Origin of the sequence: Anaerostipes sp. MSJ-23, from assembly GCF_018918155.1 — a bacterium.
GTDB lineage: Bacteria > Bacillota > Clostridia > Lachnospirales > Lachnospiraceae > Anaerostipes.
Genome location: NZ_JAHLPY010000001.1, coordinates 225,155 through 248,433, shown reverse-complemented (window position 1 = coordinate 248,433; position 23,279 = coordinate 225,155). Strand labels below are relative to the sequence as shown.

25 protein-coding genes are annotated in these 23,279 nt (G+C 36.9%); 23 read left to right on the top strand and 2 right to left on the bottom strand.

Annotated elements, in window-relative coordinates:
- Nucleotides 1-3 precede the first annotated feature (3 nt).
- From KQI71_RS01240 to KQI71_RS01205, 8 genes are all read left to right on the top strand, one after another.
- Nucleotides 4-819 (top strand): putative ABC transporter permease, encoded by an 816-nt coding sequence (locus tag KQI71_RS01240; protein WP_216433275.1) that lies wholly within the window; start codon nt 4-6, stop codon nt 817-819.
- A gap of 242 nt (nt 820-1,061) precedes the next feature.
- On the top strand, nt 1,062-1,934 hold the full coding sequence (locus KQI71_RS01235) for a DUF368 domain-containing protein (RefSeq protein ID WP_216433273.1): 873 nt from the start codon (nt 1,062-1,064) through the stop codon (nt 1,932-1,934).
- A gap of 139 nt (nt 1,935-2,073) precedes the next feature.
- Nucleotides 2,074-2,748 carry a response regulator transcription factor gene (locus KQI71_RS01230; protein ID WP_216433271.1) on the top strand — a complete coding sequence of 225 codons (675 nt, stop codon included), beginning with the start codon at nt 2,074-2,076 and terminating at the stop codon, nt 2,746-2,748.
- 50 nt (nt 2,749-2,798) lie between these two features.
- Nucleotides 2,799-4,247: a sensor histidine kinase gene (locus tag KQI71_RS01225; RefSeq protein WP_253287868.1), complete on the top strand. Its 1,449-nt coding sequence runs from the start codon at nt 2,799-2,801 to the stop codon at nt 4,245-4,247.
- Nucleotides 4,241-5,017 carry a hypothetical protein gene (locus tag KQI71_RS01220; RefSeq protein WP_216433270.1) on the top strand — a complete coding sequence of 259 codons (777 nt, stop codon included), beginning with the start codon at nt 4,241-4,243 and terminating at the stop codon, nt 5,015-5,017. The genes KQI71_RS01225 and KQI71_RS01220 overlap by 7 nt, the downstream gene beginning before the upstream one ends.
- 18 nt (nt 5,018-5,035) lie before the next feature.
- Nucleotides 5,036-5,641, top strand: coding sequence for an imidazole glycerol phosphate synthase subunit HisH (gene hisH, locus KQI71_RS01215; RefSeq protein ID WP_216433268.1), 606 nt, complete (start codon nt 5,036-5,038; stop codon nt 5,639-5,641).
- Between the two features lie 10 nt (nt 5,642-5,651).
- Nucleotides 5,652-6,413: an imidazole glycerol phosphate synthase subunit HisF gene (gene hisF, locus KQI71_RS01210; RefSeq protein WP_216433265.1), complete on the top strand. Its 762-nt coding sequence runs from the start codon at nt 5,652-5,654 to the stop codon at nt 6,411-6,413.
- A gap of 36 nt (nt 6,414-6,449) precedes the next feature.
- On the top strand, nt 6,450-6,860 hold the full coding sequence (locus KQI71_RS01205) for a C-GCAxxG-C-C family protein (RefSeq protein WP_216433263.1): 411 nt from the start codon (nt 6,450-6,452) through the stop codon (nt 6,858-6,860).
- Between the two features lie 96 nt (nt 6,861-6,956).
- Here KQI71_RS01205 and KQI71_RS01200 read toward each other — a convergent pair whose 3' ends face one another.
- Nucleotides 6,957-11,171, bottom strand: coding sequence for a 2-hydroxyacyl-CoA dehydratase (locus KQI71_RS01200; protein ID WP_216433261.1), 4,215 nt, complete (start codon nt 11,169-11,171; stop codon nt 6,957-6,959).
- A gap of 165 nt (nt 11,172-11,336) precedes the next feature.
- On the opposite strand from KQI71_RS01200, the gene KQI71_RS01195 reads away from it, so the two are divergent.
- The 8 genes from KQI71_RS01195 to KQI71_RS01160 all read left to right on the top strand — a co-directional run bounded on the left by KQI71_RS01195 (nt 11,337) and on the right by KQI71_RS01160 (nt 16,919).
- The gene (locus KQI71_RS01195) at nt 11,337-11,681 is read left to right on the top strand and encodes a LysM peptidoglycan-binding domain-containing protein (RefSeq protein WP_216433259.1); all 345 of its coding nucleotides are present in this window, start codon (nt 11,337-11,339) and stop codon (nt 11,679-11,681) included.
- Nucleotides 11,682-11,737: 56 nt separating this feature from the next.
- Nucleotides 11,738-12,670: a magnesium transporter CorA family protein gene (locus KQI71_RS01190; protein ID WP_216433256.1), complete on the top strand. Its 933-nt coding sequence runs from the start codon at nt 11,738-11,740 to the stop codon at nt 12,668-12,670.
- 12 nt (nt 12,671-12,682) lie between these two features.
- Nucleotides 12,683-13,546 carry a rhomboid family intramembrane serine protease gene (locus tag KQI71_RS01185; protein WP_216433255.1) on the top strand — a complete coding sequence of 288 codons (864 nt, stop codon included), beginning with the start codon at nt 12,683-12,685 and terminating at the stop codon, nt 13,544-13,546.
- 42 nt (nt 13,547-13,588) lie between these two features.
- Nucleotides 13,589-15,022: a pyruvate kinase gene (gene pyk / locus KQI71_RS01180; protein WP_216433253.1), complete on the top strand. Its 1,434-nt coding sequence runs from the start codon at nt 13,589-13,591 to the stop codon at nt 15,020-15,022.
- 70 nt (nt 15,023-15,092) lie between these two features.
- Nucleotides 15,093-15,410, top strand: coding sequence for a hypothetical protein (locus KQI71_RS01175; protein ID WP_216433251.1), 318 nt, complete (start codon nt 15,093-15,095; stop codon nt 15,408-15,410).
- Entirely contained in the window at nt 15,407-16,351 is a 945-nt protein-coding gene (locus KQI71_RS01170) for a DUF2953 domain-containing protein (protein ID WP_216433248.1), read from the top strand. Before KQI71_RS01175 ends, KQI71_RS01170 begins: the two co-directional genes overlap by 4 nt.
- A 2-nt stretch (nt 16,352-16,353) precedes the next feature.
- Nucleotides 16,354-16,731 (top strand): GerW family sporulation protein, encoded by a 378-nt coding sequence (locus KQI71_RS01165; RefSeq protein WP_216433245.1) that lies wholly within the window; start codon nt 16,354-16,356, stop codon nt 16,729-16,731.
- Nucleotides 16,732-16,781: 50 nt separating this feature from the next.
- On the top strand, nt 16,782-16,919 hold the full coding sequence (locus KQI71_RS01160) for a hypothetical protein (RefSeq protein WP_216433244.1): 138 nt from the start codon (nt 16,782-16,784) through the stop codon (nt 16,917-16,919).
- 76 nt (nt 16,920-16,995) lie between these two features.
- Here KQI71_RS01160 and rpmB read toward each other — a convergent pair whose 3' ends face one another.
- On the bottom strand, nt 16,996-17,181 hold the full coding sequence (gene rpmB / locus KQI71_RS01155) for a 50S ribosomal protein L28 (RefSeq protein ID WP_201311292.1): 186 nt from the start codon (nt 17,179-17,181) through the stop codon (nt 16,996-16,998).
- Between the two features lie 170 nt (nt 17,182-17,351).
- Here rpmB and KQI71_RS01150 point away from each other — a divergent pair, with 170 nt between their 5' ends.
- The 7 genes from KQI71_RS01150 (at nt 17,352) to coaD (ending at nt 23,279) form a co-directional block, all read left to right on the top strand.
- On the top strand, nt 17,352-17,708 hold the full coding sequence (locus KQI71_RS01150) for an Asp23/Gls24 family envelope stress response protein (RefSeq protein ID WP_216433242.1): 357 nt from the start codon (nt 17,352-17,354) through the stop codon (nt 17,706-17,708).
- Nucleotides 17,709-17,725: 17 nt separating this feature from the next.
- A complete protein-coding gene (locus KQI71_RS01145) occupies nt 17,726-19,384 on the top strand; it encodes a DAK2 domain-containing protein (protein ID WP_253287867.1) in 1,659 nt (552 codons plus the stop codon).
- A 66-nt stretch (nt 19,385-19,450) separates the two neighbouring features.
- Nucleotides 19,451-21,481, top strand: coding sequence for an ATP-dependent DNA helicase RecG (gene recG, locus KQI71_RS01140; protein WP_216433240.1), 2,031 nt, complete (start codon nt 19,451-19,453; stop codon nt 21,479-21,481).
- 11 nt (nt 21,482-21,492) lie between these two features.
- Nucleotides 21,493-21,768 carry an acylphosphatase gene (locus KQI71_RS01135; RefSeq protein ID WP_216433238.1) on the top strand — a complete coding sequence of 92 codons (276 nt, stop codon included), beginning with the start codon at nt 21,493-21,495 and terminating at the stop codon, nt 21,766-21,768.
- A gap of 107 nt (nt 21,769-21,875) precedes the next feature.
- Nucleotides 21,876-22,097 (top strand): alpha/beta-type small acid-soluble spore protein, encoded by a 222-nt coding sequence (locus KQI71_RS01130; protein ID WP_216433236.1) that lies wholly within the window; start codon nt 21,876-21,878, stop codon nt 22,095-22,097.
- A 126-nt stretch (nt 22,098-22,223) separates the two neighbouring features.
- On the top strand, nt 22,224-22,778 hold the full coding sequence (gene rsmD / locus KQI71_RS01125; protein ID WP_216433234.1) for a 16S rRNA (guanine(966)-N(2))-methyltransferase RsmD: 555 nt from the start codon (nt 22,224-22,226) through the stop codon (nt 22,776-22,778).
- A 12-nt stretch (nt 22,779-22,790) separates the two neighbouring features.
- Nucleotides 22,791-23,279: a pantetheine-phosphate adenylyltransferase gene (coaD, locus tag KQI71_RS01120; RefSeq protein WP_216433232.1), complete on the top strand. Its 489-nt coding sequence runs from the start codon at nt 22,791-22,793 to the stop codon at nt 23,277-23,279.

The window sequence follows — 23,279 nt, the reverse complement described above, 5'->3', positions numbered from 1 at the left end:
TTCATGTCAGTTTATTATGTATTACTGTCGTTTTTTGTATATGGATTTTTCGGATGGTGTACGGAAGTAGCTTATGCCGCGGTGAAACAACGCCAGTTTGTCAACCGCGGTTTTTTAAATGGACCGATTTGTCCAATTTATGGGCTAGGGGTTACGACCGTCGTTTTGTGCTTGAATCAATATAGAGGAAATTTGCTTTTGCTATATGTAGCTTCTGTAGTTTTGGTTACGGTATTAGAAGGATTAACCGGATGGCTCATGGAAAAAATTTTTCATGCCAGATGGTGGGATTATACAAAACAGCCATTAAATATTGGAGGATATGTTTGCCTTTTATTTTCACTCATCTGGGGTGTGGCATGTGTGATCATTGTGGATTTTATTCATCCAATCATTCTAAAAATCCTAATGTTTATGCCGCATATTGCAGGAAGTGTATTTCTTGCAGTTTTTATTCTTGTAATTTTGATCGATGTTTATGTAACAGCAGCATCAATCTTCCGAATGAATCGTCGTCTTGCTAAAATGGATGATATTGCGGAAGAATTACGTCGTATGTCTGATGAGATCGGTGAAAATATTTACTCCAGTGTGATGGAAGCATTAGAAAAACAGGAAGTATTAAAACTGAAATCAAAAGAGATGACGGAAGAAATGCAATTGCATGCAGAAGAATTGAAACAAAGATATCAGGATCTTTCTGCAATTGTGCAAAAGAAACATAAGAGATTATTAAAGGCATTCCCAAAATTGGATTCATCTATCCATAGGGAGGTATTAAATCGATTAAAAGATCGTATCAACCAAAGGAAAATCTAAAAAGAAGCGGCATTTTGCCGTTTCTTTTTTGTTAAAATATAATTTTTTACTTTTCTATGAAAACAAGGTATGTTACAATGGTAGAGTTAAATTTTCAACACGGCGGCGGTGGGCGGAGAGAGATCAGTATTCTTCGTTGACACGAGATCAAGCATGTTGATATGAGGCCGACATGTCAGGCTCCGTGAAATTACCGACGGTGAGTTGAAACAAGATATGTATGTAAAGATAGGAGTAGGAAAATGCTTAATTTTGTAAGGGGGTTCTGTATGGCCCTTGCAGACAGTGTTCCTGGAGTATCTGGTGGAACTGTCGCATTCTTATTAGGATTTTATGACAAGTTTATTACATCCCTGGATCATTTGATTTCCGGGTCAAAAGAAGAAAGAATCGAAGCACTGAAATTCCTTGTGCGAATTGGAATTGGCTGGGTCATTGGAATGGGAGCAGCCGTATCTGTATTGGCAAGTATTTTTGATGACAGAATTTATGAGATCAGTTCAGTGTTTCTTGGATTAATTATTTTTGCAATTCCATCGATATGGAAAGAAGAAAAAGATTCTTTGAAAGGAAAGTATCAAAACATTCCATGGGCGATTCTTGGAATTGTGCTTGTTGGGGCAATTACATATTTTAATCCGGTTTCTGGAAAAGGAATCAGCGTCAGCGTAGAACACTTAAGTATTTCGTTGGCTATCTATATTTTTGTAGTTGCGATGATTGCAATTTCAGCAATGGTCCTTCCTGGAATTTCCGGTTCTACAATGCTTTTGATTTTTGGACTTTATGTTCCGGTTATTTCTGCAGTAAAAGAAGTCATTCATTTGAATTTTTCTTATCTGCCAGTTATGATTATCTTTGGATGTGGTGTTTTAACGGGAATCGCACTGATTATTAAGATAATCAAAAATGCATTGGATAAACATCGTTCACAAATGATCTATTTTATCATTGGAATGATGATCGGCTCTTTATATGCGATCGTTATGGGGCCAACGACATTGGAGCATACGAAAGCTGCTATGACGATTCACACATTCCATCCAGTATTTTTTATTATTGGAATTGTAATCATTTTTGTATTAGAGAAAATTAAATCTATTTCAGAAAATTAGAAAAAATCAAGAAAGAAGTACATTTTTATGGTGAAAATGTGCTTCTTTTTTTCTATATAATGGAGATTCACAGTTTCATCATATTCCTATGCTATAATAAAAAAATAAAAAATGGACTTTTTGCAGGAGGAATCTTACAATGAATGATTTAAAAATATTAGTCGTTGATGACGAGAGCAGAATGCGTAAGCTTGTCAAGGACTTTCTTACAAGAGCTGGATATCAGGTTTTAGAAGCTGGAGATGGTGAAGAGGCAGTGGATGTCTTTTTTGGAACAAAGGGAATTGATCTGCTCGTGTTAGATGTTATGATGCCGAAAATGGATGGCTGGGAAGTGGTAAAAGAGATTCGTAAAGTATCAAAGGTGCCTATTATCATGCTAACAGCCAAAGATCAGGAACAGGACGAATTACAAGGATTTGAACTTGGTGTGGATGAATATATTTCCAAACCGTTTAGTCCTAAAATTCTTGTTGCAAGGATCGAGGCAATTTTACGAAGAACCAATCAGCTAGAAGATGAAAATATTGAAGCTGGAGGAATTGAGATGGATCTTGGAGCTCATCATGTGTCCGTAGATGGAAAGAGTATTGAATTAAGCTATAAAGAATTTGAATTGCTTCAGTTTTTTATGCAAAATGAGGGAAGAGCTTTGACAAGAGAAAACATTTTAAACCAGGTATGGAATTATGATTATTTTGGAGATGCTCGTACCATTGATACACATGTAAAGAAATTAAGAAGTAAACTTGGGAAAAAAGGAAAATATATTCATACGATCTGGGGTATGGGATATAAATTTGAGGTTGAATAACATTGAAAAGTCGAGTGTTTAAAAAACAAACAATACAAATGAAGATGACGATGATGTTAATCATCATCTTAGGGGCAACGATTCTTTGTTCTGTTGGGATCAATCTTGTAATGTTAAAGCCATATTATACAATGAAAGAGAAAAAAAATATTAAAGAAGCTTACCAGAAGCTGAAAGTAATTTTTAAGGCAGACACGATTGATACAAAGGATATCGATAAAGTGCGAAATCGATATAATTATCGCATTTTGATTATGAATCCATCCAGTAATATTGTTTATTTCTCAGAAGGAGAAAAAAGCAGTCTGTATAAAGGAATGGAAAACATTTTAAAAAAAGCCGATCAAATAGAGAGTCAGATCAAAGAGAAAGGATACGGTGTCATTACAAACAGTAGCAAAGAGATGGGAACAAGTATTAACCTTCTTGGAACACTGGATCAACAATATGTTGTTTTGATCAGTACACCGATGGAAAGTATCCAGACGAGTGCAAGATTGTCAGGAAGATTTACGGCTTATGTTGGTATTTTTCTTGTACTTGGCGGTGGCGTTGCTATGTATATTTTCAGCAGACGTTTTACCAGACCAATCGAAGAGATGGCAAATGCAGCGAATCGAATGTCAAATCTTGATTTTGATGTGAAAATTGAAAATATTGAAGACGATGAACTCGGAAGGCTTGGGCGAAGTCTGAATGAGTTATCTAGAAAATTGGAATTGACAATTTCAGAGTTAAAAACGGCAAACAACGAATTGCAGCAGGATATCCAACAAAAAGTTCAGATCGATGAAATGCGAAAAGAATTTTTATCCCATGTATCTCATGAATTAAAAACTCCGATTGCTCTTATTCAGGGATATGCGGAAGGATTGAAAGATAATATTTTTGATGATGAAGAAAGTAAAAATTTTTACTGTGAGGTTATTACGGACGAGGCAAGAAAAATGAATCGTATGGTTCAAAAGCTTCTAACGCTAAATCAAATCGAATTTGGAAATAATCAGGTGGAAATGGAACGATTTAATATTACAGAACTCATCCAAAACATGATCAATTCGAACCGCATTTTAATGGAAAAGGAAGGGGTTCGCGTAGAATTTTCTGAGGATGATGTTCATGTATGGGCAGATGAATTTATGATAGAGGAAGTTGTCAGCAATTACTTAAGCAATGCTAGAAATCATGTTAGTAAAAATGGTGTGATTCGTGTTCATTACAACCGTCATGGAGATAACTTAAGAGTTAATGTTTACAATACAGGAAAACATATACCAGAAGAAGATCTGGATAAACTTTGGGTCAAATTTTATAAGGTAGATAAAGCAAGGACGAGAGAATATGGTGGAAGTGGAGTTGGTTTGTCGATCGTAGAAGCCACAATGAAAGCTCATGGAAAAGATTATGGAGTTTCGAATGTTGAGGGTGGCGTGGAATTCTATTTTGAGGTAGAATTAGATAAAAAATGTGAAGTAAAGGATAAGGTAGAAGTATGTTAAAAGATTATGAAAAACAGATCAAAGATGCGGACCTAGTACTTGTTGGTATCGGAAAGGAACTCCATGCGAAAAAACTGATCCAGTTTGAAAAGGAAATTACGAATCCAAATTATCAAAAATTGCTTGGAAAAGATGATGAAAAATCCCAATGGATGAGAACAGTATATGAGAGAGATTACCTTTTAAAACTCGGAGGAGTTGATTATTTTCAGCCATTAGAAGAAGTCTTGGAAGGTAAAAATTACTTTGTAATCACAAGCAATGATGATGGTCTTATTTATCATTCAAAGTTGGATAAAGCAAAAATCACAGCACCGTGTGGAAATGGAGATTTCTTTCAATGCAGTAAGCCATGCGATGAACAGCTCTATCCAGCAAATTTGGGACTTGCCGATCTAATCAAATATTATGAAGAAACAGGAATCATTGATTCCTTGGAATGTCCAAAATGTGGACAACCTTTAATTTTTAATGTTCGAACCGAAGAGACAAAGAGTGTTTATGTTGAAGGCGCCTATTTAAATTCATGGGCAAATTATACAAAATGGTTACAAAAGACTTTAAATAAGAAGCTTTTTATATTAGAATTAGGAGAAGGATTTGAAACTCCAAGTCTGTTCCGTTGGCCGTTTGAAAAAATGGCATTTTATAATGAAAAGGCAACATTTGTAAGGGTACATAAATCTCTTTATCAAATGGGAAAAGAGCTGAAAGGAAAAGGAGAAGCCATCGCCATGGACAGCAAAGAGTTTCTTGGCAACGAAAGATAGGACAGGAGGATAGAAAAAGTGATTGCAATTATCGATTACGATGCAGGAAATATCAAAAGTGTAGAAAAAGCGCTGAATTTTCTTGGAGAAGAAGCTATTATCACAAGAGACAGAGATGAAATTTTAAAAAGTGATAAAGTTATTTTGCCAGGAGTTGGGGCCTTTGGAGATGCAATGGAAAAGCTTCACCAGTATGGACTTGTGGAAACAATACAGGAAGTTGTGAAAAGAGAAATTCCATTCCTTGGAATTTGTCTGGGACTTCAGTTAATGTTTGAAAGCAGCGATGAGGCACCTGGGGTCAAGGGACTTGGCCTGCTGCCAGGAAAAATTTTAAGAATTCCAAAACAAGGTGATTTAAAAATTCCACATATGGGCTGGAACAATATTAAAATAAAAGAAGGAGCGAAATTATTTCAAGGACTTGAGCAAGATCCATATGTATATTTCGTACATTCTTATTATTTGAAAGCGGATGACGAAGACATTGTAGCAGCAACCACACAATACGGAGTAACCATACACGCTTCCGTAGAAAAAGGAAATATCTTTGCCTGTCAATTCCATCCGGAAAAAAGCAGCACGGTAGGATTACACATATTGAAAAATTTTGTTTCGTTATAGGAGGACTGGCATGCACACAAAAAGAATCATTCCATGTCTAGATGTAAAAGCTGGACGTGTCGTAAAAGGAGTAAATTTCGTAAACTTAATTGATGCAGGAGATCCTGTTGCAATCGCAGCAGCCTATGATAAGGCAGGAGCCGATGAACTTGTTTTTTTAGATATTACTGCATCTTCTGACGCAAGAAATATTATGATCGATATGGTAAGAAAAGTAGCAGAAACGGTTTTTATCCCATTTACTGTTGGTGGAGGAATCCGTACCGTTGATGATTTCAAAGCCATCCTACGAGAAGGAGCCGATAAAATCTCTATTAACTCCTCAGCAATCAATACCCCAAATCTCATCAATGATGCAGCCGACAAATTTGGAAGTCAATGTGTCGTTGTCGCAATCGATGCAAAAAAAAGAGCCGATGGTTCTGGATGGAATGTATATAAAAATGGTGGAAGAATCGATGTTGGGCTAGATGCTGTGGAATGGGCAATGGAAGCCAATCGTCGTGGCGCCGGAGAAATTCTCCTAACAAGTATGGACTGCGACGGAACAAAAGCTGGATATGACAATGAACTGACAAGAACCATCGCAGAAAATGTGGACATTCCAGTGATCGCATCCGGAGGAGCAGGAACAAAAGAACACTTTTATGATACTCTAACCGAAGGAAAAGCAGATGCCGCACTAGCAGCATCACTGTTTCACTTTAATGAGTTGAAGATTTCTGATCTGAAGGAATATCTGGATCAGAGAGGGATTAGTGTTAGACGATAAGAGAATGGATGATACGAAAGTGGAAGGGAAAATAAAATGAGTATCAAAACACAAAAAGCAGAAGAAAACCATCAAAAAGGCTATAACTGTGCACAGGCAGTGGCATGTGCATTTTGCGAAGAATGTGGAATCAGTGAAGAAATCATGTTTCGAATGATGGAGGGACATGGGCTTGGCATGGGATGTATGGAAGGAACTTGTGGAGCTATTACCGGAGCGGTTGCTGTGATCGGAGCATTAAAGAGTGCAGCGAATCTTGAAAAACCAACATCCAAAGGAGCGACTTACAAGTTAGCCGCAGAATTGGTGGAAAGATTTCAGGAAAAAAATAAAGCAACGATTTGTAAAGATCTAAAAGGTGTTGAGACAGGGAAAGTCTTAAGAGCCTGTCCAGGATGTATCGAAGATGCAGCAGCAATTCTGGAAGAAATTTTAAAAGAAAATTAAAAAAGAAAAATTCAGCCAATGGTATGAGAAAGACTCAAAACCAGATGGCTGAATTTTTTTATTTCATGTTGAAAGAAAATGAATTGCAATTTGCAGTTATTCCATATTTTTCTCTGCTGCAGAAAGCATGAGTTTGATTCGATTGATCTGATTGACTTCGCTGGCTCCAGGATCATAATCGATGGCTACGATATTTGCTTCAGGGAATGCCTGACGGATTTCTTTAATAACACCTTTTCCAACAACATGGTTTGGAAGACAGGCAAATGGCTGTGTACATACGATATTTGGAGCACCGCTGTGGATCAATTCTACCATTTCACCAGTCAGGAACCATCCTTCTCCTGTTTGATTTCCGATCGATACAAAAGGCTTTGCGTAGGAAGCCAAATCTTTGATATAGGCAGGTGGTTCAAAACGATGACTTTTGGCTAATTCTTTTCGTAAAGTCTGGCGGTAGCGTTCAACAAGCCAAATTGCAGAGTTGCTGACCATTGCTGATTTCTTTGATTTTCCGAGATAGCGGTATTTAAAGTTGCTATTATAGAAGCTGTACATAAAGAAATCAAGTAAATCAGGGACAACAGCTTCAGCACCTTCGCGTTCCAGAAGTTCTACTAAATGGTTATTAGCATCCGGAAGGAATTTTACAAGGATTTCCCCAACAATTCCAACGCGAGGTTTTTTGATATTCTTTAGTGGAATCCGGTCAAAATCATGAATAATTCCGCGAATATTTTTTTGGAAAGTAAAGAAATTACCTTTTACAATATCGCGTTTACACTTGGCAGCCCAGCGTCTATGTAATTTATTTACAGATCCTGGTTTTGCCTCATAAGGTCTTGTATGGTAAACCGTTCTCATAAAGACATCACCGTAGATAATCGCCTGTACGGCACGATTTAACAAACCTGGTGTAAATGTAAATCCACTATTTTTTTCAATTCCCTGGGCGCTTAATCCGACAACAGGAATATATCCATAACCTGCTTTTTCAAGAGCACGGCGGATAAAACTAATATAGTTGGTTGCACGGCATCCACCACCGGTCTGAGAAATAACAAGTGCGATTTTGCGCGTATCATATTTTCCAGAAAGCAATGCATTCATCAGCTGTCCAATGACAATCAAAGAAGGATAACATGCATCATTGTTTACAAATTTTAATCCTGTATTGACATCATCCATGCCGCCTTGTTGTAAAACTTTTACATTATATCCACAGGCTTTTAAGGCAGGCTCCAGAAATTCAAAATGAATTGGAGACATCTGTGGTACCAGAAGTGTATAGTCTTTACGCATTTCTTTTGTGAATTCTACACGCTTAATTGCCGGTGATACTGGTTTTGGTTCAATCTTATGTTTTTTACGAACACGGACGGCACTAATTAAGGAACGAATACGAATTCTTGCAGCACCTAGGTTATTAACCTCATCAATTTTTAATACCGTATAGATGCGTCCGGATTTTGTTAGGATATCCTTAACGGTATCGGTTGTTACGGCGTCCAGTCCGCATCCGAAGGAATTTAGCTGGATCACTTCTAACTGTTTGTTTGCTTTTGCATAGTTTGCAGCAGCATACAATCTGGAGTGATACATCCACTGGTCTTGTACATTTAATGGACGTTCGACCTTAGACAGATGTGAAATGGAGTCTTCAGTCAAAACGGCAATTCCGTAAGAGTTAATCAGTTCTGGAATACCATGATTGATTTCAGGATCAATATGATATGGACGTCCGCATAAAACAATTCCGGTGCGGCCAGTTTCTGCGAGGTAAGCAAGTACGTCTTCTCCTTTTTTGCGAATGTCATCACGAACCTGTGCAAGTTCTTTATAAGCTTTTGTAACGGCACGATTGACTTCTTCAGCATTTAAGTCATAATGAACATTTAATTCTTCCAGAAGACGTGATTTTAAAGCTTCCTCATTATCCAGTGCAAGGAATGGATTCATAAAGTTAATGTGTTCGGTTTCTAATTCTTCCATGTTGTTTTTAATATTTTCTGCATAGGAAGTAACAATCGGACAATTATAGTGATTATTTGCCCCTTCTGTTTCATCACGTTCATAAGGAATGCAAGGATAGAAAATATCTTTGATTCCACGCTTAATTAACCACATAACATGTCCATGGGCTAATTTTGCTGGGTAACATTCGGATTCACTTGGGATGGATTCAATACCAAGTTCATAAATCTTGCGGGAAGATTCCGGAGAGATTACGACACGGAATCCAAGGTCTGTGAAGAATGTATACCAAAATGGATAATTTTCATAAATATTTAAAACTCTTGGAATACCAATCACACCACGAGTTGCTTTTTCTTCGGAAAGCGGTTCGTAGTCAAAGGTACGATGAAGTTTAAAATCATAAAGGTTTGGCACATGATCAGCATTTGGCTCTTTTCCAACTCCTCGTTCGCAGCGGTTACCGGTAATATAACGGCGTCCGTTAGAAAATTTATTGATTGTTAAGAGGCAGTGATTTGTACAACCTTTACATCTTGTCATGGAAGTATCGACGCTCATAGCAAAGATTTCTTCCATTGGAAGCATAGAAGTTTTCATACCTTTTTCATAGCGCTCTCTAGCAATTAGTGCAGATCCGAATGCGCCCATGATACCGGCAATATCTGGACGGACTGCATGACAGCCAGAAATACGTTCAAAGCTTCGTAAAACGGCATCATTATAAAAAGTACCGCCTTGTACAACGATATGTTTTCCAAGATCGGAAGGATCGGTAAGTTTAATTACTTTGTAAAGAGCATTTTTAATAACGGAGTAAGCAAGTCCGGCGGAAATATCACCAACGCTTGCGCCTTCTTTTTGTGCCTGTTTTACTTTAGAGTTCATAAATACCGTACAACGGGACCCAAGATCAATTGGATGTTCTGCAGTTAAAGCAACTTTGGCAAAATCTTGTACGGAGTGATTTAAGGATTTTGCAAAGGTTTCAATAAAGGAACCACATCCAGAAGAACAAGCTTCATTTAACTGCACGTCATCAACAACTCCGTTTTTAATACGGATGCATTTCATATCCTGTCCGCCAATATCAAGGATACAATCAACTTCAGGATCAAAGAAAGCAGCCGCATAATAATGAGCAATCGTTTCCACTTCTCCAAAATCAAGGTTTAAGGCAGCTTTGATCAAATGTTCTCCATAGCCGGTTGAGCAAGAAGAAACAATGGTTGCAGTTTCAGGCATTTGTTCATCAATTTGGTGAAGTGCTTCTACAACTGCATGAAGAGGGCTTCCATTGTTGTTATTATAATAACTGTATAAAAGTTCACCGTTTTCTCCTGCAAGAGCAACTTTTGTTGTTGTTGAACCGGCATCGATACCAAGATAACAGTTTCCTTTGTATGTAGATAAATCACCACGTTTTACGATATGGCGGTTATGATCTTTAACAAAACGTTCATATTCCTGCTGGCTTGAAAACAGTGGTTCCAGACGTTCTACTTCCTGCTTGAGCTGGATTTTTCGTTCAAATTGTTTTAAAAGATGAGAAAAATCAGTAGTGACATCTTCTTTTGCGTTTAAAGCAGCACCAACGGCTGCAAACAGATGAGAATGTGTTGGTGCGATAATTTCATCATCTTTTAAATTTAATGTACGGATAAAGGCATTTTTTAGCTCTGTAAGGAAATGAAGAGGACCTCCAAGGAAGGCTACATTTCCACGGATTGGTTTTCCGCAGGCAAGACCGCTGATGGTCTGGTTAACAACAGCCTGAAAAATAGAAGCGGCAAGATTTGGTTTTGTTGCCCCTTCATTAATCAATGGTTGAATATCTGATTTTGCGAATACACCACATCTGGCAGCAATCGGATAGATTGTGTCATAATCTTTTGCATATTCATTCAGTCCTGCGGCATCTGTTTGCAGCAGAGAAGCCATTTGATCAATAAAGGAACCGGTTCCACCTGCACATACACCGTTCATTCTTTGATCAATACCATGTGTAAAGTAAATGATTTTTGCATCTTCCCCGCCAAGTTCGATGGCAACGTCAGTATGTGGAGCGTAATCCTGCAATGCTGTGGATACACACACAACTTCCTGACAGAAAGGTATTTCTAAATATGATGATATAGAAAGACCACCGGAACCTGTTACGGTCGGAGCAAAGGTTGTTTCTCCTATCTGGTCTTTTGCTTTTCGTAATAAGGAAGCTAAAGTTTCCTGAATTTTTGCAAAATGTCGCTGGTAGTCGGAGAAAAGTATATTATGTTGTTCATCGATCACAGCAACTTTAACGGTTGTTGAACCGATATCAATTCCTAATCGTTTCATCTTTTCGTATACCTACTTTCTAAATTTGCATTTTTGCATTACTACTTATTATATATAAAATCGTTGGGTTTTGTAAATAGGGAATATTATTATTTTTTTTGGTGAAAATAATGGAAACAAAATGATGTGATGGCATAGTCTATAAAAAAAGCAAAGGAAAGAAAAATGACAGATCAAAATAGTTGCAGAGGCAGTGTCTATGTGGTAAAAGAGAGGGATACATTGTATCAGATTGCAGTAAATTATGGGATCCGTGTCAAAGATATTATGAGACATAATCCATTTGTAAATGTATATGATCTTCAAGTTGGTGATGAATTATGTATTCCAGGATATACACCCGTTATCTCAGGAGCAGTTGTTCCATATGTGGTAAAAGAAGGGGATACCATTGTTGAGATAGCAAAAACTAACAAAACAACAGTAGAAAATTTAGCAAAAACTAACAAAAAAATTAGGAAATTGACCCTACCAGTTGGTACAGTACTGTTAATTGACAAAGCAAATTGAGTTATTTATAATGGAAGAAAGCGCGCAGAAAAAATTTTAAGGAAGGGAGAACCGGGATGATTAAGTATTACCGCACCATGGATAATCAAATTAACGAAGTCAGTGAAACAATAGAAGGTTCTTGGATATCGTTAATTCATCCGACAGCTTCTGAACTGGTGCAGATTTCCAGAGAACATAAGATTGACCTTGATCATCTTAAGGCTCCTCTGGATGAGGAAGAACGTTCCCGTATTGAGGTGGAAGATGATTATACATTGATCATCGTGGATATTCCTGTGACGGAAGAGCGAAAAGAAAAAGAATATTTTGTAACAATCCCATGTGGTATTATTTTAACAAATCAGGTGATTATTACGGTATGTCTTGTAGAAACACCGGTTCTGATGGATTTCCGAGATGGAAAAGTGAGAAATTTCTGGACATTTAAACGGACAAGATTTATTCTTCAGATTCTTTATCGGAATGCATCCCTTTATCTTCAATATCTGCGTTCGATTGATAAAAAAAGTGATGAAGTAGAGAAAAAACTTCATATTTCTACAAAAAATCAAGAATTGATTGAACTTTTAGAGTTAGAAAAGAGTTTGGTTTATTTTTCCACATCCCTTCGTGGAAATGAGCTGGTTTTGGAAAAGCTTTTAAAAATTGAAAAAATTAAACAATATCCAGAAGATGAGGAATTGTTGGATGATGTTATTATCGAGAACAAACAGGCAATTGAGATGTCAGATATTTATAGCAATATTTTAAGCGGAACAATGGATGCCTATGCATCGGTTATTTCTAATAATCTGAATATTGTCATGAAAGTTTTGGCAGTGATTACAATTGTTATGTCAATTCCAACAATGATCGCAAGTTTCTGGGGCATGAATGTCCCGGTACCTATGGCAGACAAGCCTTATGGTTTTGCGGTTTTGATTGTTGCTTCTGCAATCTTAACTGTGATTGGTGGTATTGTATTAGGAAAAAAGAAAATGTTTTAGGAAAGGTTTGATATGTGGTTAAATAAACTGGAAGAAAAGTTTGGAAAATATGCCATACCGAATTTGCCGAAGATTATCGTATTGCTATATGCAATCGGATTTGTTCTTGAAAGACTCAATCCGAATATGTACGAAATGCTGGCACTGAACCCTTATTGGGTTCTTCATGGACAGGTATGGAGAATTATTACCTTTCTTTTGATTGCACCAAGCAGTAATTTAATTTTTATTATTTTTGTGTTATTATTTTATTATTCAATCGGTTCTTCGCTGGAACAAGTGTGGGGAAGCTTCCGGTTTAATATGTATTATTTCATTGGAGTGTTAGGAACAATCCTTGGAGCGTTCCTTACATATGCAGTGCTGCATTTTTCTCAAGGGGATATTGCGGCTTCTGCAGTATATATGGACACATTTTATCTAAATATGACGATGTTTTTAGCGTATGCCATGATGTTTCCAGACATGCAAGTATATCTTTACATGATTGTTCCGATCCGTGTGAAATGGCTTGCTTATCTAGATGGGATTTATCTTTTGTATATTTTCTTATCGTCAGGAATTACAGCATATGGTATTTCGGTAAAAGTATCAGTTATAGCGGCAATGTTGAATTTTCTTCTATTTTTCTTTTCTATGAGGCGGATTCGCAACAGAGGTGCTTCTTTTGCAAGAAAAGCTGCGGCAAAGAAAAAAATGGTGAAGGGATCGTCTTCTTTTGCAAAAAAGAAAGACGGGGCTATGCATGAATGTGCAGTTTGTCATCGTACAGAATTAGACGATCCAACACTTGAATTTCGATATTGTTCAAAATGCAATGGGGATTATGAATATTGTCAAGATCATTTGTTTACCCATAAGCATGTGAAAAAGTGAGTCATTAACATTGATATATATATGAGGTAAAAGGAGATTATTATGCTAACGAAGAAGACAAAAATTATTTGTACTATGGGTCCGGCAACGGATGATGATGCTGTATTAAAACAGCTGATGATAGAAGGTATGGACATTGCACGTCTGAACTTCTCTCATGGTGACCACGAGGAACAGTTAGGAAGAATCAAAAGAATCAAAAAATTCAGAGAAGAGCTTGGATTACCAATTGCTATTCTTCTGGATACAAAAGGACCAGAAATTCGTACAGGATTACTGGAAACAGATGATGACGTTGAATTAAAAACAGGAGAAGAATTTACTCTGACAACAAGAGACGTAAAAGGAACAGATAAAATCGTAAGCATTACATACGATGAACTTCCTCAGGACGTTGAAGCAGGAAACACAATCTTAATCGATGATGGTCTGATTGGTCTTGAAGTAAAAGAAATTAAAGACGGAACAGATATCGTATGTAACATTGTTAATGGAGGAATGCTTGGAAGCCGTAAAGGTGTTAACGTACCGAACGTAAGAGTAAATCTTCCATCAATTACAGAAAAAGATAAAAATGATATTGAATTTGGTCTGGAAAATGGAATTGATTATATCGCAGCATCTTTCATCCGTAATGCAGACGCTGTAAAAGAAATCAAAGAAATCATCGGAGCACATAATATGCATGTTGGTGTTATTTCTAAGATTGAAAACGTAGAAGGTGTAGAAAACATTGATGCGATCATCGATGCTTCTGATGGTATCATGGTTGCACGTGGTGACCTTGGTGTTGAAATTCCTGCAGAAGAAGTACCATTTATGCAGAAAGCAATCATTAAGAAATGTAACAATGCTTTCAAACCAGTTGTTACAGCAACACAGATGTTAGATTCTATGATCCGTAACCCACGTCCTACAAGAGCTGAAGTAACAGACGTTGCAAACGCAATTTATGACGGAACAGATGCAATTATGTTATCTGGTGAAACAGCAAAAGGAAAATATCCAGTAGAAGCTGTTCGTATGATGAACCAGATCGCTATTTCTACAGAAATCCATCTGGATTCTAAAGTAAGAGACTTCCGTTCTATCTATGTACACCGTGGAATTTCTGCAGCAGTTGCTTACTCAGCAGTACAGACTGCACATAACATTAATGCAAAATGTATTCTTGCATCCAGCATGTCCGGATTTACAGCAAGAATCGTATCAAAATTCAAACCAGATGCACAGATCATTGGTTTATCACCAGATGAAGCAATTGTTCGTAAAATGCAGTTATACTGGGGTGTTCGTCCATTCCTGTCTCATAAAGCAAAATCAACACAGGAACTTCTGGATGAAGCAACAGAGATCGTAATGGATGCAAAACTTGCAGAGAAAGATGACGTATTGGTACTGACAGGAGGAGGTCCTGCAGATCACCGTGGAAAAGGCGTTACAAACATGCTGAAAGTTGTTAAAATTGGTGAATAATCGACAAGATTATATGATAAAATGGGGATGTAGCAAATACATCCCCATTTTTTTTAACAGGTGAAAATCAATGAAAATAGCGAAAAATGTATACATAACAGAAATTTTAAAACCGATACAGGAACGAATATTACAAAAGATAAAGAATAAAAAAAGCATTCCTAAAATCTATTGCATCACACTTCCTTTATGGAAGTCAGCGTTTTTGGAGATCTATGAGTATGCACAGTTGCTTTCTGATTTTTATGAGTCAGAAGATTTTACGATTGTTGGGATTGCTGCCAGTCAAGAAGATGCTTTTGTTTTATTAAGACGGATATTGGATGATTTGTCAGAATGTGATATGATAAATAAAGTAGCAACTTATTTTTGTGGAGAAGATTTATGAGTATCGTATTAAGTGTCTTATGTTTCATATTGAAAATCATTGGAATTGTCATTTTAATTCCGATCCTTCTTCTTCTTTTGTTTTTGATTCTGCCAATTTCTTATCGGGCAGAAGGCTCTTATTATGAAAAAAAGCCAACATTTCAAGGAAGAGTTCGATGGTTTTTTATTTGGGCAAGAATTTCTTACGAAGAAGATCTCTCTTTTTGGATTCGAATACTCGGTATTCCAATTTATCACAACAATCCAGAAAAATGGTCTGTTTTTGGAAGACAAAAAAAAGATGTTGTAGTAAAAAAGAAAAAAAAGACAACGATTTCAGAGAAGAAAGAACCACCTATGGAAAAGAAAAAAGAAAAAGAACCGATGGTGGCCGTTTCTTCAGAAGAAGAAAAAAATACACAGGATGTTTTAGAACTTACATGGGATGAGCCTTTGGAACAGGAGGATCAAAGAGAGGTTTCTGAAAAAAAGGAAGAGCAAAAAGAGAATCCAATAGAAAAAATTCGTGTTTTCTTTCAAAATCTTTATAAAAAAGCAAAAAATTTATTTGAAAAATTGAAAAAAATAGTCGTCAAGATTGGAACAATCAAAGGCTTGCCAGAAGATGAAAAAATATGTGCGGCTTTTTTTAGAGTAAAAAGTTATGCTTTTAATGTATTGCGGTATTTGATACCTCAGAAATTAGAAGGAGAAATTACTTTTGGACTGGAGGATCCTGCCCAAACAGGGAAAATTCTTGGATGGCTTGCTATGGGAATTCCTCTTTACGGGGATCATCTTGATATTAATCCTGATTTTACAGGAAAGGCTTTCGAAGGGCATATCCTTATAGCGGGAAGAATCAGGCGTTATAAGATTTTGCGTCTGTTATGGAAAATATATAAAGACAAAGATTTGATCAAGCAAAAAGACCGTGTGATCAGTATAATAGGAGGTTGATTATGGGGAAAGAAAATTTTAGTGATACAGTCCATTCTCTTTTTAATGGAATGGAAGGTTTCATGACATCAAAAACAGTGGTAGGAGAGCCAATTTATATTAAAGATACCATTATTCTTCCGCTGGTTGATGTATCTTTTGGTATGGGTGCCGGAGATATGAGTGGCGATAAAAAAAGTAGAAGCGGCGGAGGAATTGGAGGAAAATTGACACCAAGTGCGGTTCTTGTCATTCGCAATGGGCAGACAAAGCTTGTAAATGTCAAAAATCAGGAAACAATTGTAAAGCTTCTTGATATGGTTCCAGATGTGATTGATAAGTTTACAAACAAAGAAGAAACACTGGAAGATATCGTAGATGATCTGGAAAAAGAGTCATAAAATGACTCTTTTTTTCATATTCTGTATTACAGAAGTATGCGGGGAGATTTATGAAACGGGTATGCGGAATCGCAATTTTCTTTTTTGGACTTGGATTGATTACGGGTCTGTTTCTTCAGGATGAGTTTGTGAAAGTACTTCTTTGCATGGCATGCTGGCTTCTTGGATATTGTCTGTTTTTTCGATGAACGAATAGTTTTGTAAAATAAAAAAGAGTCGGATAAATCATCCAACTCTTAGTGGTTTTATTCAAAATCCTGTGAACTATGCACGTTCAACCTTACCGGATCTTAAGCAAGAAGTACAAACGTACATTTTCTTAGCTCCGCCGTTAACTTTCACTTTTACGGATTTAATATTTGATTTCCACATTTTGTTTGATCTTCTATGTGAGTGACTGACTGCATTTCCAAAATGAGCGCCTTTTCCACAAATAGCACATTTTGCCATGTTAGCACCTCCTTCTTCAAATCTTTTCCTTTTCCCAATATTTTATATTCCGGGCTCGACAACTATTTCATTCTAACAGATTGATTTATAAAAATCAAGAATAAATTTGCTTTTCTTTTTGAACGATAAATAGTATAATCATCTTATAATGCTCGGTTGGAGGTAATACTATGAAAGGACATATGAGTACAAAAAATGGAGAAATTTCCATTGAAAATCAGGTAATTGCGAAATATGCAGGGATTTGTGCCCTCGGTTGTTTTGGTATTGTCGGCATGGCAATGGTGAATATGAAAGATGGAATTGTCAAATTGTTGACAAGAGATAACATCAGAAAAGGTGTTTTTGTTTCTGTAAATAATAATAAGATTACAATTGACTTTCATATCATCGTGTCTTATGGTGTTTCCATTTCTGCAGTTGCCAACAATCTTATGGAATCTGTAAAGTACAGAGTGGAAGAATTTACCAGTCTGGAAGTAGAGCGAATCAATATTTATGTTGAGGGCGTAAAGGATATAGGATAATGATGGAGGCAAAAGATATGAAACAGATAGATGCGTCTTTATTACAAAAGATGTTAATCGGTGGTGCAAAACGTCTGGAGGCACAAAAAGAATATATTAACGAATTAAACGTATTCCCGGTACCAGATGGAGATACCGGTACCAATATGACAATGACAGCAATTGCAGCGGCAAAAGAAGTAACAGGAGCTGAGGTTACAATCAAGGAAATTACAAGAGGGCTTTCCAGTGGTTCTCTGCGCGGGGCCAGAGGTAACTCTGGTGTGATTCTTTCTCAGCTGTTCCGCGGATTTTATAAAGGGGTCAAAGATAAAGACGTACTGGATACCAAAGCGGTAGCAGAAGGATTTAAACATGCAGCGGATACTGCATATAAAGCAGTTATGAAGCCAAAAGAAGGAACGATCCTTACTGTTGCGAAAGTAACGGCGGATACAGCAGTGAAAGTAGCTAGAAAAGAAGAAAACTTTGAAAAATTTGCGCAGACAGTAATGGAAGAAGCAAATGCAATTTTACAAAGAACACCAGAGATGCTTCCTGTTTTAAAAGAGGCAGGTGTGGTTGACTCTGGAGGGCAGGGACTTGTAGAATTTCTTCAAGGTGCTGTGGATGTATTGCTTGGAAAAGAAATCGATCTTTCTGATATAGAAAAACCAATAGTAAAGAAAGCAAAGACAGCAGAAATCGGAATTACAAAGGAAGAAGATATTAAATTTGGATATTGTACCGAATTTATCGTTATGACAAAAGAGCCATGGAATGATGATAAGGAAGTAGAATTTAAAAAATTCCTTTCTGGAATTGGAGATTGTGTTGTCGTCGTTGGAGATGACGATATTGTAAAAGTTCATGTGCATACAAACCATCCAGGAAAAGCCATTGAGAAAGGACTTTCCTATGGGGATCTTACCAGCATGAAGATTGACAATATGCGTGAGGAACATCAAGAACGCTTACAGCTTTCAGAAGAAATCAAAGAGGCCGAAGAGGCAGAGGCAAAAGCGAAAGAAGAAAGGAAACCATATGGCTTTGTTGCGGTTTCCATTGGTGATGGATTGAACGAAATTTTCCGCGGTCTTGGTGTTGACTACCTAATTGAAGGTGGTCAAACAATGAATCCAAGCACAGAGGATATGCTAGAAGCTATTGAACAGGTCAATGCAGATACCGTATTTATTCTTCCAAATAATAAAAATATCATTCTTGCAGCAACACAGGCACAGTCTCTTGTGGAAGACAAGAATGTGATTATTATTCCGACAACGACGGTTCCGCAGGGAATTTCTGCATTTATTGGATTTGAATCTGATAAAGATATTGAAACAAATGAAGCAAATATGAAGGAAATGCTTGAAAATGTAAAGACTGGAGAAGTTACCTATGCAGTCCGTGATACTTCGGTTAATGGAAAAGAAATTCATGTCGATGATATTATGGGAATTGATGATGATGGAATCCAGGAAGTAGGCAAGAGCATCGAGACAGTCACGATGAAATTGCTGGAAGATATGGTCGATGAAGATAGTGAGTTAATCTGTATCTATTATGGACAAGATATGAAGGAAGAAGATGCACAAAAACTTTTTGAAAAAGTACAAAAAAAATATGATGAATGTGATGTGCAGTTTGAGTATGGAGGACAACCAATTTACTATTTCCTGTTATCTGTTGAATAAGAGCGAAAAAGGGGGAGGTTATACTCTCTCTTTTTTCTTCTAAAAAGAATATCGGGGAGTGCATTTATGGATGGTACAACAAATATTTTAGAATTAAAGGGAATTGGAGAAAAGACAGCAGCGGCTTTTGGAAAAATGGGGATCAGGGATGTAGACAGTTTGATCACAATGTACCCCAAATATTATTTGACTTATGAGGATCCAATGGATCTTTGTGAGTTGGAAGTTGGACAGAGGGCATCCATTCTTGTCAAAATTTGTTCAGAGGTTCATATTCAGTACATAAGACGTTTGAAAGTTGTTTCTTGTCTTGCAAAAGATGGAACTGGTACGATTCGGCTTACATGGTTTAATATGCCATATTTAAAAAAACAATTACACCGGGGAGAAGATTATATTTTTGTTGGGACACCAGTTTTTAAAAATGGAGCGATAGTCATGGAACATCCAGAAATTTTTCAGCTAGATGATTATCAGAAACAGCAGAAAACGCTTCAGCCAGTTTATCCGTTGACCAGTGGATTGACGAATAAGATAATATCAAAGGCCATCCATCAGACAAAGGAATATATAATGGCAATTTCAGAATATCTTCCATATGAGACCTTGAAACGGTATCATTTGATGGATTATAGTCAGGCAATCTGGGATATTCATTTTCCAAAATCAAAGGAACAATTGGTGGAAGCAAAAAAACGTTTAATCTTTGATGAATTCTTTATTTTTATTTCAGCAATGCATATGATTTCAAAAGAAGAGGCTGTGGAAGAAAGTTCTTACAAAATAGAAGCTGGGCCAGAAGTAGAAAAGTTATTGAAAAGTCTTCCATATCAATTGACAGGGGCACAGATGAGAACGTTCAAAGAAATGCAAAGGGATTTGGCTTCTGGAAAAGTGATGAATCGTTTAGTGCAGGGAGATGTTGGGTCTGGAAAGACAATTCTTGCAGTTCTTTTGCTTTTAATGTGTGCGAAAAGTGGTTATCAGGGGGTTTTAATGGCACCAACAGAAGTTCTTGCCAAGCAGCATTATGAGACGTTTTGTGAGCTCCTTAGGCCATTTGAAGTGAGAATTGCTTTGTTGACAGGTTCTACGAAAGCAAAAGAAAAAAGAGAAATTTATAAAAAAATCAAAGAACATCAGATAGACATTGTTCTTGGAACTCACGCACTCATTCAGGATAAAGTAGAGTATGATGATCTGGCACTTGTTATTACAGACGAACAGCATCGCTTTGGAGTGCGTCAGAGACAAAAGCTTTCACTAAAAGGAAATTCTCCACATGTACTTGTGATGAGCGCAACACCAATTCCAAGAACACTTGCAATTATTTTATATGGAGATCTCGATGTATCATTAGTGGACGAAGTGCCAAAAAGCCGGCTGCCAATCAAAAATTGTGTGGTAAATACAAGTTATCGCCCGAATGCCTATCGTTTTATGGAAAGGCAAGTAAGGGAAGGAAGACAAGTATATGTCATTTGTCCAATGGTAGAAGAAAGTGAGACGATGGAAGGAGAAAATGTTATTCAGTATGCACAAATGCTTCGAGGCAGTCTTTCACCGTCAATTCGTATCGAATACCTTCATGGAAAGATGAAATCTTTGGAAAAACAAAAAATAATGGATGAATTTTCGGAAGGAAAAATTGACGTTCTTGTTTCTACGACGGTTGTGGAAGTTGGAGTCAATGTACCGAATGCAACGGTTATGATGGTAGAAAATGCAGAACGTTTTGGACTGGCACAATTGCACCAGCTAAGAGGACGTGTAGGACGTGGTGTTCATCAGTCTTATTGTATTTTTATGACAGCTTCTAAGAAGAAAGAAACAATGCAGCGTCTGGAAGTATTGAATAGATCAAATGATGGATTTTATATTGCAAATGAAGATCTAAAACTTCGTGGTCCCGGAGATTTCTTTGGGGTCAGGCAAAGTGGAATGATGGATTTTGTTCTTGCAGATATTTATACGAATGCAGATATTATGAAACAAGCTTCGGATGCCGTCCATGCGCTGGAAGAAAAAGGATTTGATTTTTCAGATTTAAAAAACAGTCGGCTGGAAAAGCAAATTCAACTTGCACATAATTTATAGGAGGAAAACTTATGGTTCGTTATTATTTTCGATTTATTGGAAGAGTACAAGGAGTTGGTTTTCGGTTTTTTGTATGTATGAATGCAGAAAGATGCCACTTGACTGGATGGGTTAGAAATCTTCCAGATGGATCTGTAGAAGCAGAAGTACAGGGAACAAAAGTGTCAATTCAACAATTTTTAGAACAGACAAAGAATGACGGGCATCGTTTTATAAGAATTGATGAAGTACAATCTGAAGAGCGTTCATTAAAAGATGGAGAAAAGAAATTTAAAGTTGTATATTAATTTGAAAAAAATGTTAGTTTATGTAAAAACTCCTAGAGTATCTTTTGTGTGTTAGAGCATACTATCAGTGTAACAAAAAACCACAGAAGAAATGGAGGAAATTCAAAATGGAAGAACGAACTTCAGCAAGAAGCAAAGGAACAAACAGAGTTGAGGTACCAGAAGCGAGAGAAGCATTGGACAGATTCAAGTTTGAAGTAGCAAATGAAATCGGGGTTGACTTAAAGGAAGGATACAACGGACATCTGACAACTGCACAGGCAGGTTCTGTTGGAGGAGAAATGGTTCGTAAAATGATCCGCAGACAGGAAGAGGAAATGTCCCGATAAGGAACAAAAAAGATGAAAAAAGAAGCCGTGAAGCCAGAAAGTTTCAGGGCTTCTTTTCGATTGTCTGTTGACAAAATTTTTATATATAATAAAATAAAGAGAAGTAAAAATGAAGGATGTTTATTTATGAGAGTTATATCTGGGAGCGCAAAGAGCTTAAAATTAAAAACAATTGAGGGTATGGATACAAGACCAACTCAGGATAGAATTAAGGAAACATTATTTAATATGATTCAATATGATATTCCGGGATGCAAATTTCTGGATCTTTTTGGCGGAAGTGGAGGAATTGGGATAGAGGCATTGAGCAGAGGTGCCAAGGAAGCTGTATTCGTGGAAAAATCACCGAAAGCACTTCGATGCATTCGTGAAAATCTTTCTTTCACAAAATTGAAGGAATATGCAAGCGTTATGGGAATGGATGTTTTTGCTGCGATTCGTCAGCTGGAACAGGAAAAAAAGACGTTTGATTACATATTTATGGATCCGCCATATAAAAAAGGATTTGAAGATCAGGTTCTTTCTTGCCTGGATCAATCGTCTATTTGTACGCTGGATACCGTTGTAATTGTAGAATCATCATTAGAAACAAAAATCGTAGATGAAGATTATAAGGAGCTTAAAATTTTTCGCATAAAAGAATATAAAACAAATAAGCATACATTTTTGAGAAAATCTTAGGAGGATAGGAAAATGAGTATTGCCGTATATCCGGGAAGTTTTGACCCGGTCACTTATGGGCATTTAGATATTATAGAAAGGTCGGCAAAAGTATTTGATAAGCTGATCATTGCAGTTTTGGTAAACAGTGAAAAAGTTCCATTGTTTACGGTAGAAGAAAAATTGGATATGATCAGAGAAGAAACAAAACATTTAAAAAATGTGGAAGTAACATTTTTTTCAGGACTTTTGGTAGATTTTGCGAAGGAACAGAATGCAGATGTTTCTGTTCGTGGGTTAAGAGCAGTTACCGATTTTGAATATGAGCTTCAGATTGCTCAGATTAATCGTCAGTTAAATAAGGAGCTTGATACGATGTTTTTTACGACAAGCATTGAATATGCCTATGTCAGCTCAACAATCGTAAAGGAAATCGCATCTTATGGAGGAGATGTCTCCAGTATGGTACCATCCTATGTGGAAGACTGCCTGAGAAAGAAGTTTGCAAGACAGGAGGCTTAA

Coding starts and splice junctions, on each gene's coding strand:
- rpmB (WP_201311292.1), bottom strand. CDS start 17,181: ATGGCAAAATGTGCTATTTGTGGAAAAGGCGCTCATTTTGGAAATGCA.
- KQI71_RS01175 (WP_216433251.1), top strand. CDS start 15,093: ATGAAAATAGCGAAAAATGTATACATAACAGAAATTTTAAAACCGATA.
- KQI71_RS01195 (WP_216433259.1), top strand. CDS start 11,337: ATGACAGATCAAAATAGTTGCAGAGGCAGTGTCTATGTGGTAAAAGAG.
- coaD (WP_216433232.1), top strand. CDS start 22,791: ATGAGTATTGCCGTATATCCGGGAAGTTTTGACCCGGTCACTTATGGG.
- rsmD (WP_216433234.1), top strand. CDS start 22,224: ATGAGAGTTATATCTGGGAGCGCAAAGAGCTTAAAATTAAAAACAATT.
- recG (WP_216433240.1), top strand. CDS start 19,451: ATGGATGGTACAACAAATATTTTAGAATTAAAGGGAATTGGAGAAAAG.
- KQI71_RS01150 (WP_216433242.1), top strand. CDS start 17,352: ATGAAAGGACATATGAGTACAAAAAATGGAGAAATTTCCATTGAAAAT.
- KQI71_RS01165 (WP_216433245.1), top strand. CDS start 16,354: ATGGGGAAAGAAAATTTTAGTGATACAGTCCATTCTCTTTTTAATGGA.
- KQI71_RS01220 (WP_216433270.1), top strand. CDS start 4,241: ATGTTAAAAGATTATGAAAAACAGATCAAAGATGCGGACCTAGTACTT.
- KQI71_RS01230 (WP_216433271.1), top strand. CDS start 2,074: ATGAATGATTTAAAAATATTAGTCGTTGATGACGAGAGCAGAATGCGT.
- KQI71_RS01200 (WP_216433261.1), bottom strand. CDS start 11,171: ATGAAACGATTAGGAATTGATATCGGTTCAACAACCGTTAAAGTTGCT.
- KQI71_RS01225 (WP_253287868.1), top strand. CDS start 2,799: ATGATGTTAATCATCATCTTAGGGGCAACGATTCTTTGTTCTGTTGGG.
- KQI71_RS01145 (WP_253287867.1), top strand. CDS start 17,726: ATGAAACAGATAGATGCGTCTTTATTACAAAAGATGTTAATCGGTGGT.
- pyk (WP_216433253.1), top strand. CDS start 13,589: ATGCTAACGAAGAAGACAAAAATTATTTGTACTATGGGTCCGGCAACG.
- KQI71_RS01185 (WP_216433255.1), top strand. CDS start 12,683: ATGTGGTTAAATAAACTGGAAGAAAAGTTTGGAAAATATGCCATACCG.
- KQI71_RS01190 (WP_216433256.1), top strand. CDS start 11,738: ATGATTAAGTATTACCGCACCATGGATAATCAAATTAACGAAGTCAGT.
- KQI71_RS01240 (WP_216433275.1), top strand. CDS start 4: ATGTCAGTTTATTATGTATTACTGTCGTTTTTTGTATATGGATTTTTC.
- hisF (WP_216433265.1), top strand. CDS start 5,652: ATGCACACAAAAAGAATCATTCCATGTCTAGATGTAAAAGCTGGACGT.
- KQI71_RS01205 (WP_216433263.1), top strand. CDS start 6,450: ATGAGTATCAAAACACAAAAAGCAGAAGAAAACCATCAAAAAGGCTAT.
- KQI71_RS01130 (WP_216433236.1), top strand. CDS start 21,876: ATGGAAGAACGAACTTCAGCAAGAAGCAAAGGAACAAACAGAGTTGAG.
- KQI71_RS01235 (WP_216433273.1), top strand. CDS start 1,062: ATGCTTAATTTTGTAAGGGGGTTCTGTATGGCCCTTGCAGACAGTGTT.
- KQI71_RS01135 (WP_216433238.1), top strand. CDS start 21,493: ATGGTTCGTTATTATTTTCGATTTATTGGAAGAGTACAAGGAGTTGGT.
- KQI71_RS01170 (WP_216433248.1), top strand. CDS start 15,407: ATGAGTATCGTATTAAGTGTCTTATGTTTCATATTGAAAATCATTGGA.
- KQI71_RS01160 (WP_216433244.1), top strand. CDS start 16,782: ATGAAACGGGTATGCGGAATCGCAATTTTCTTTTTTGGACTTGGATTG.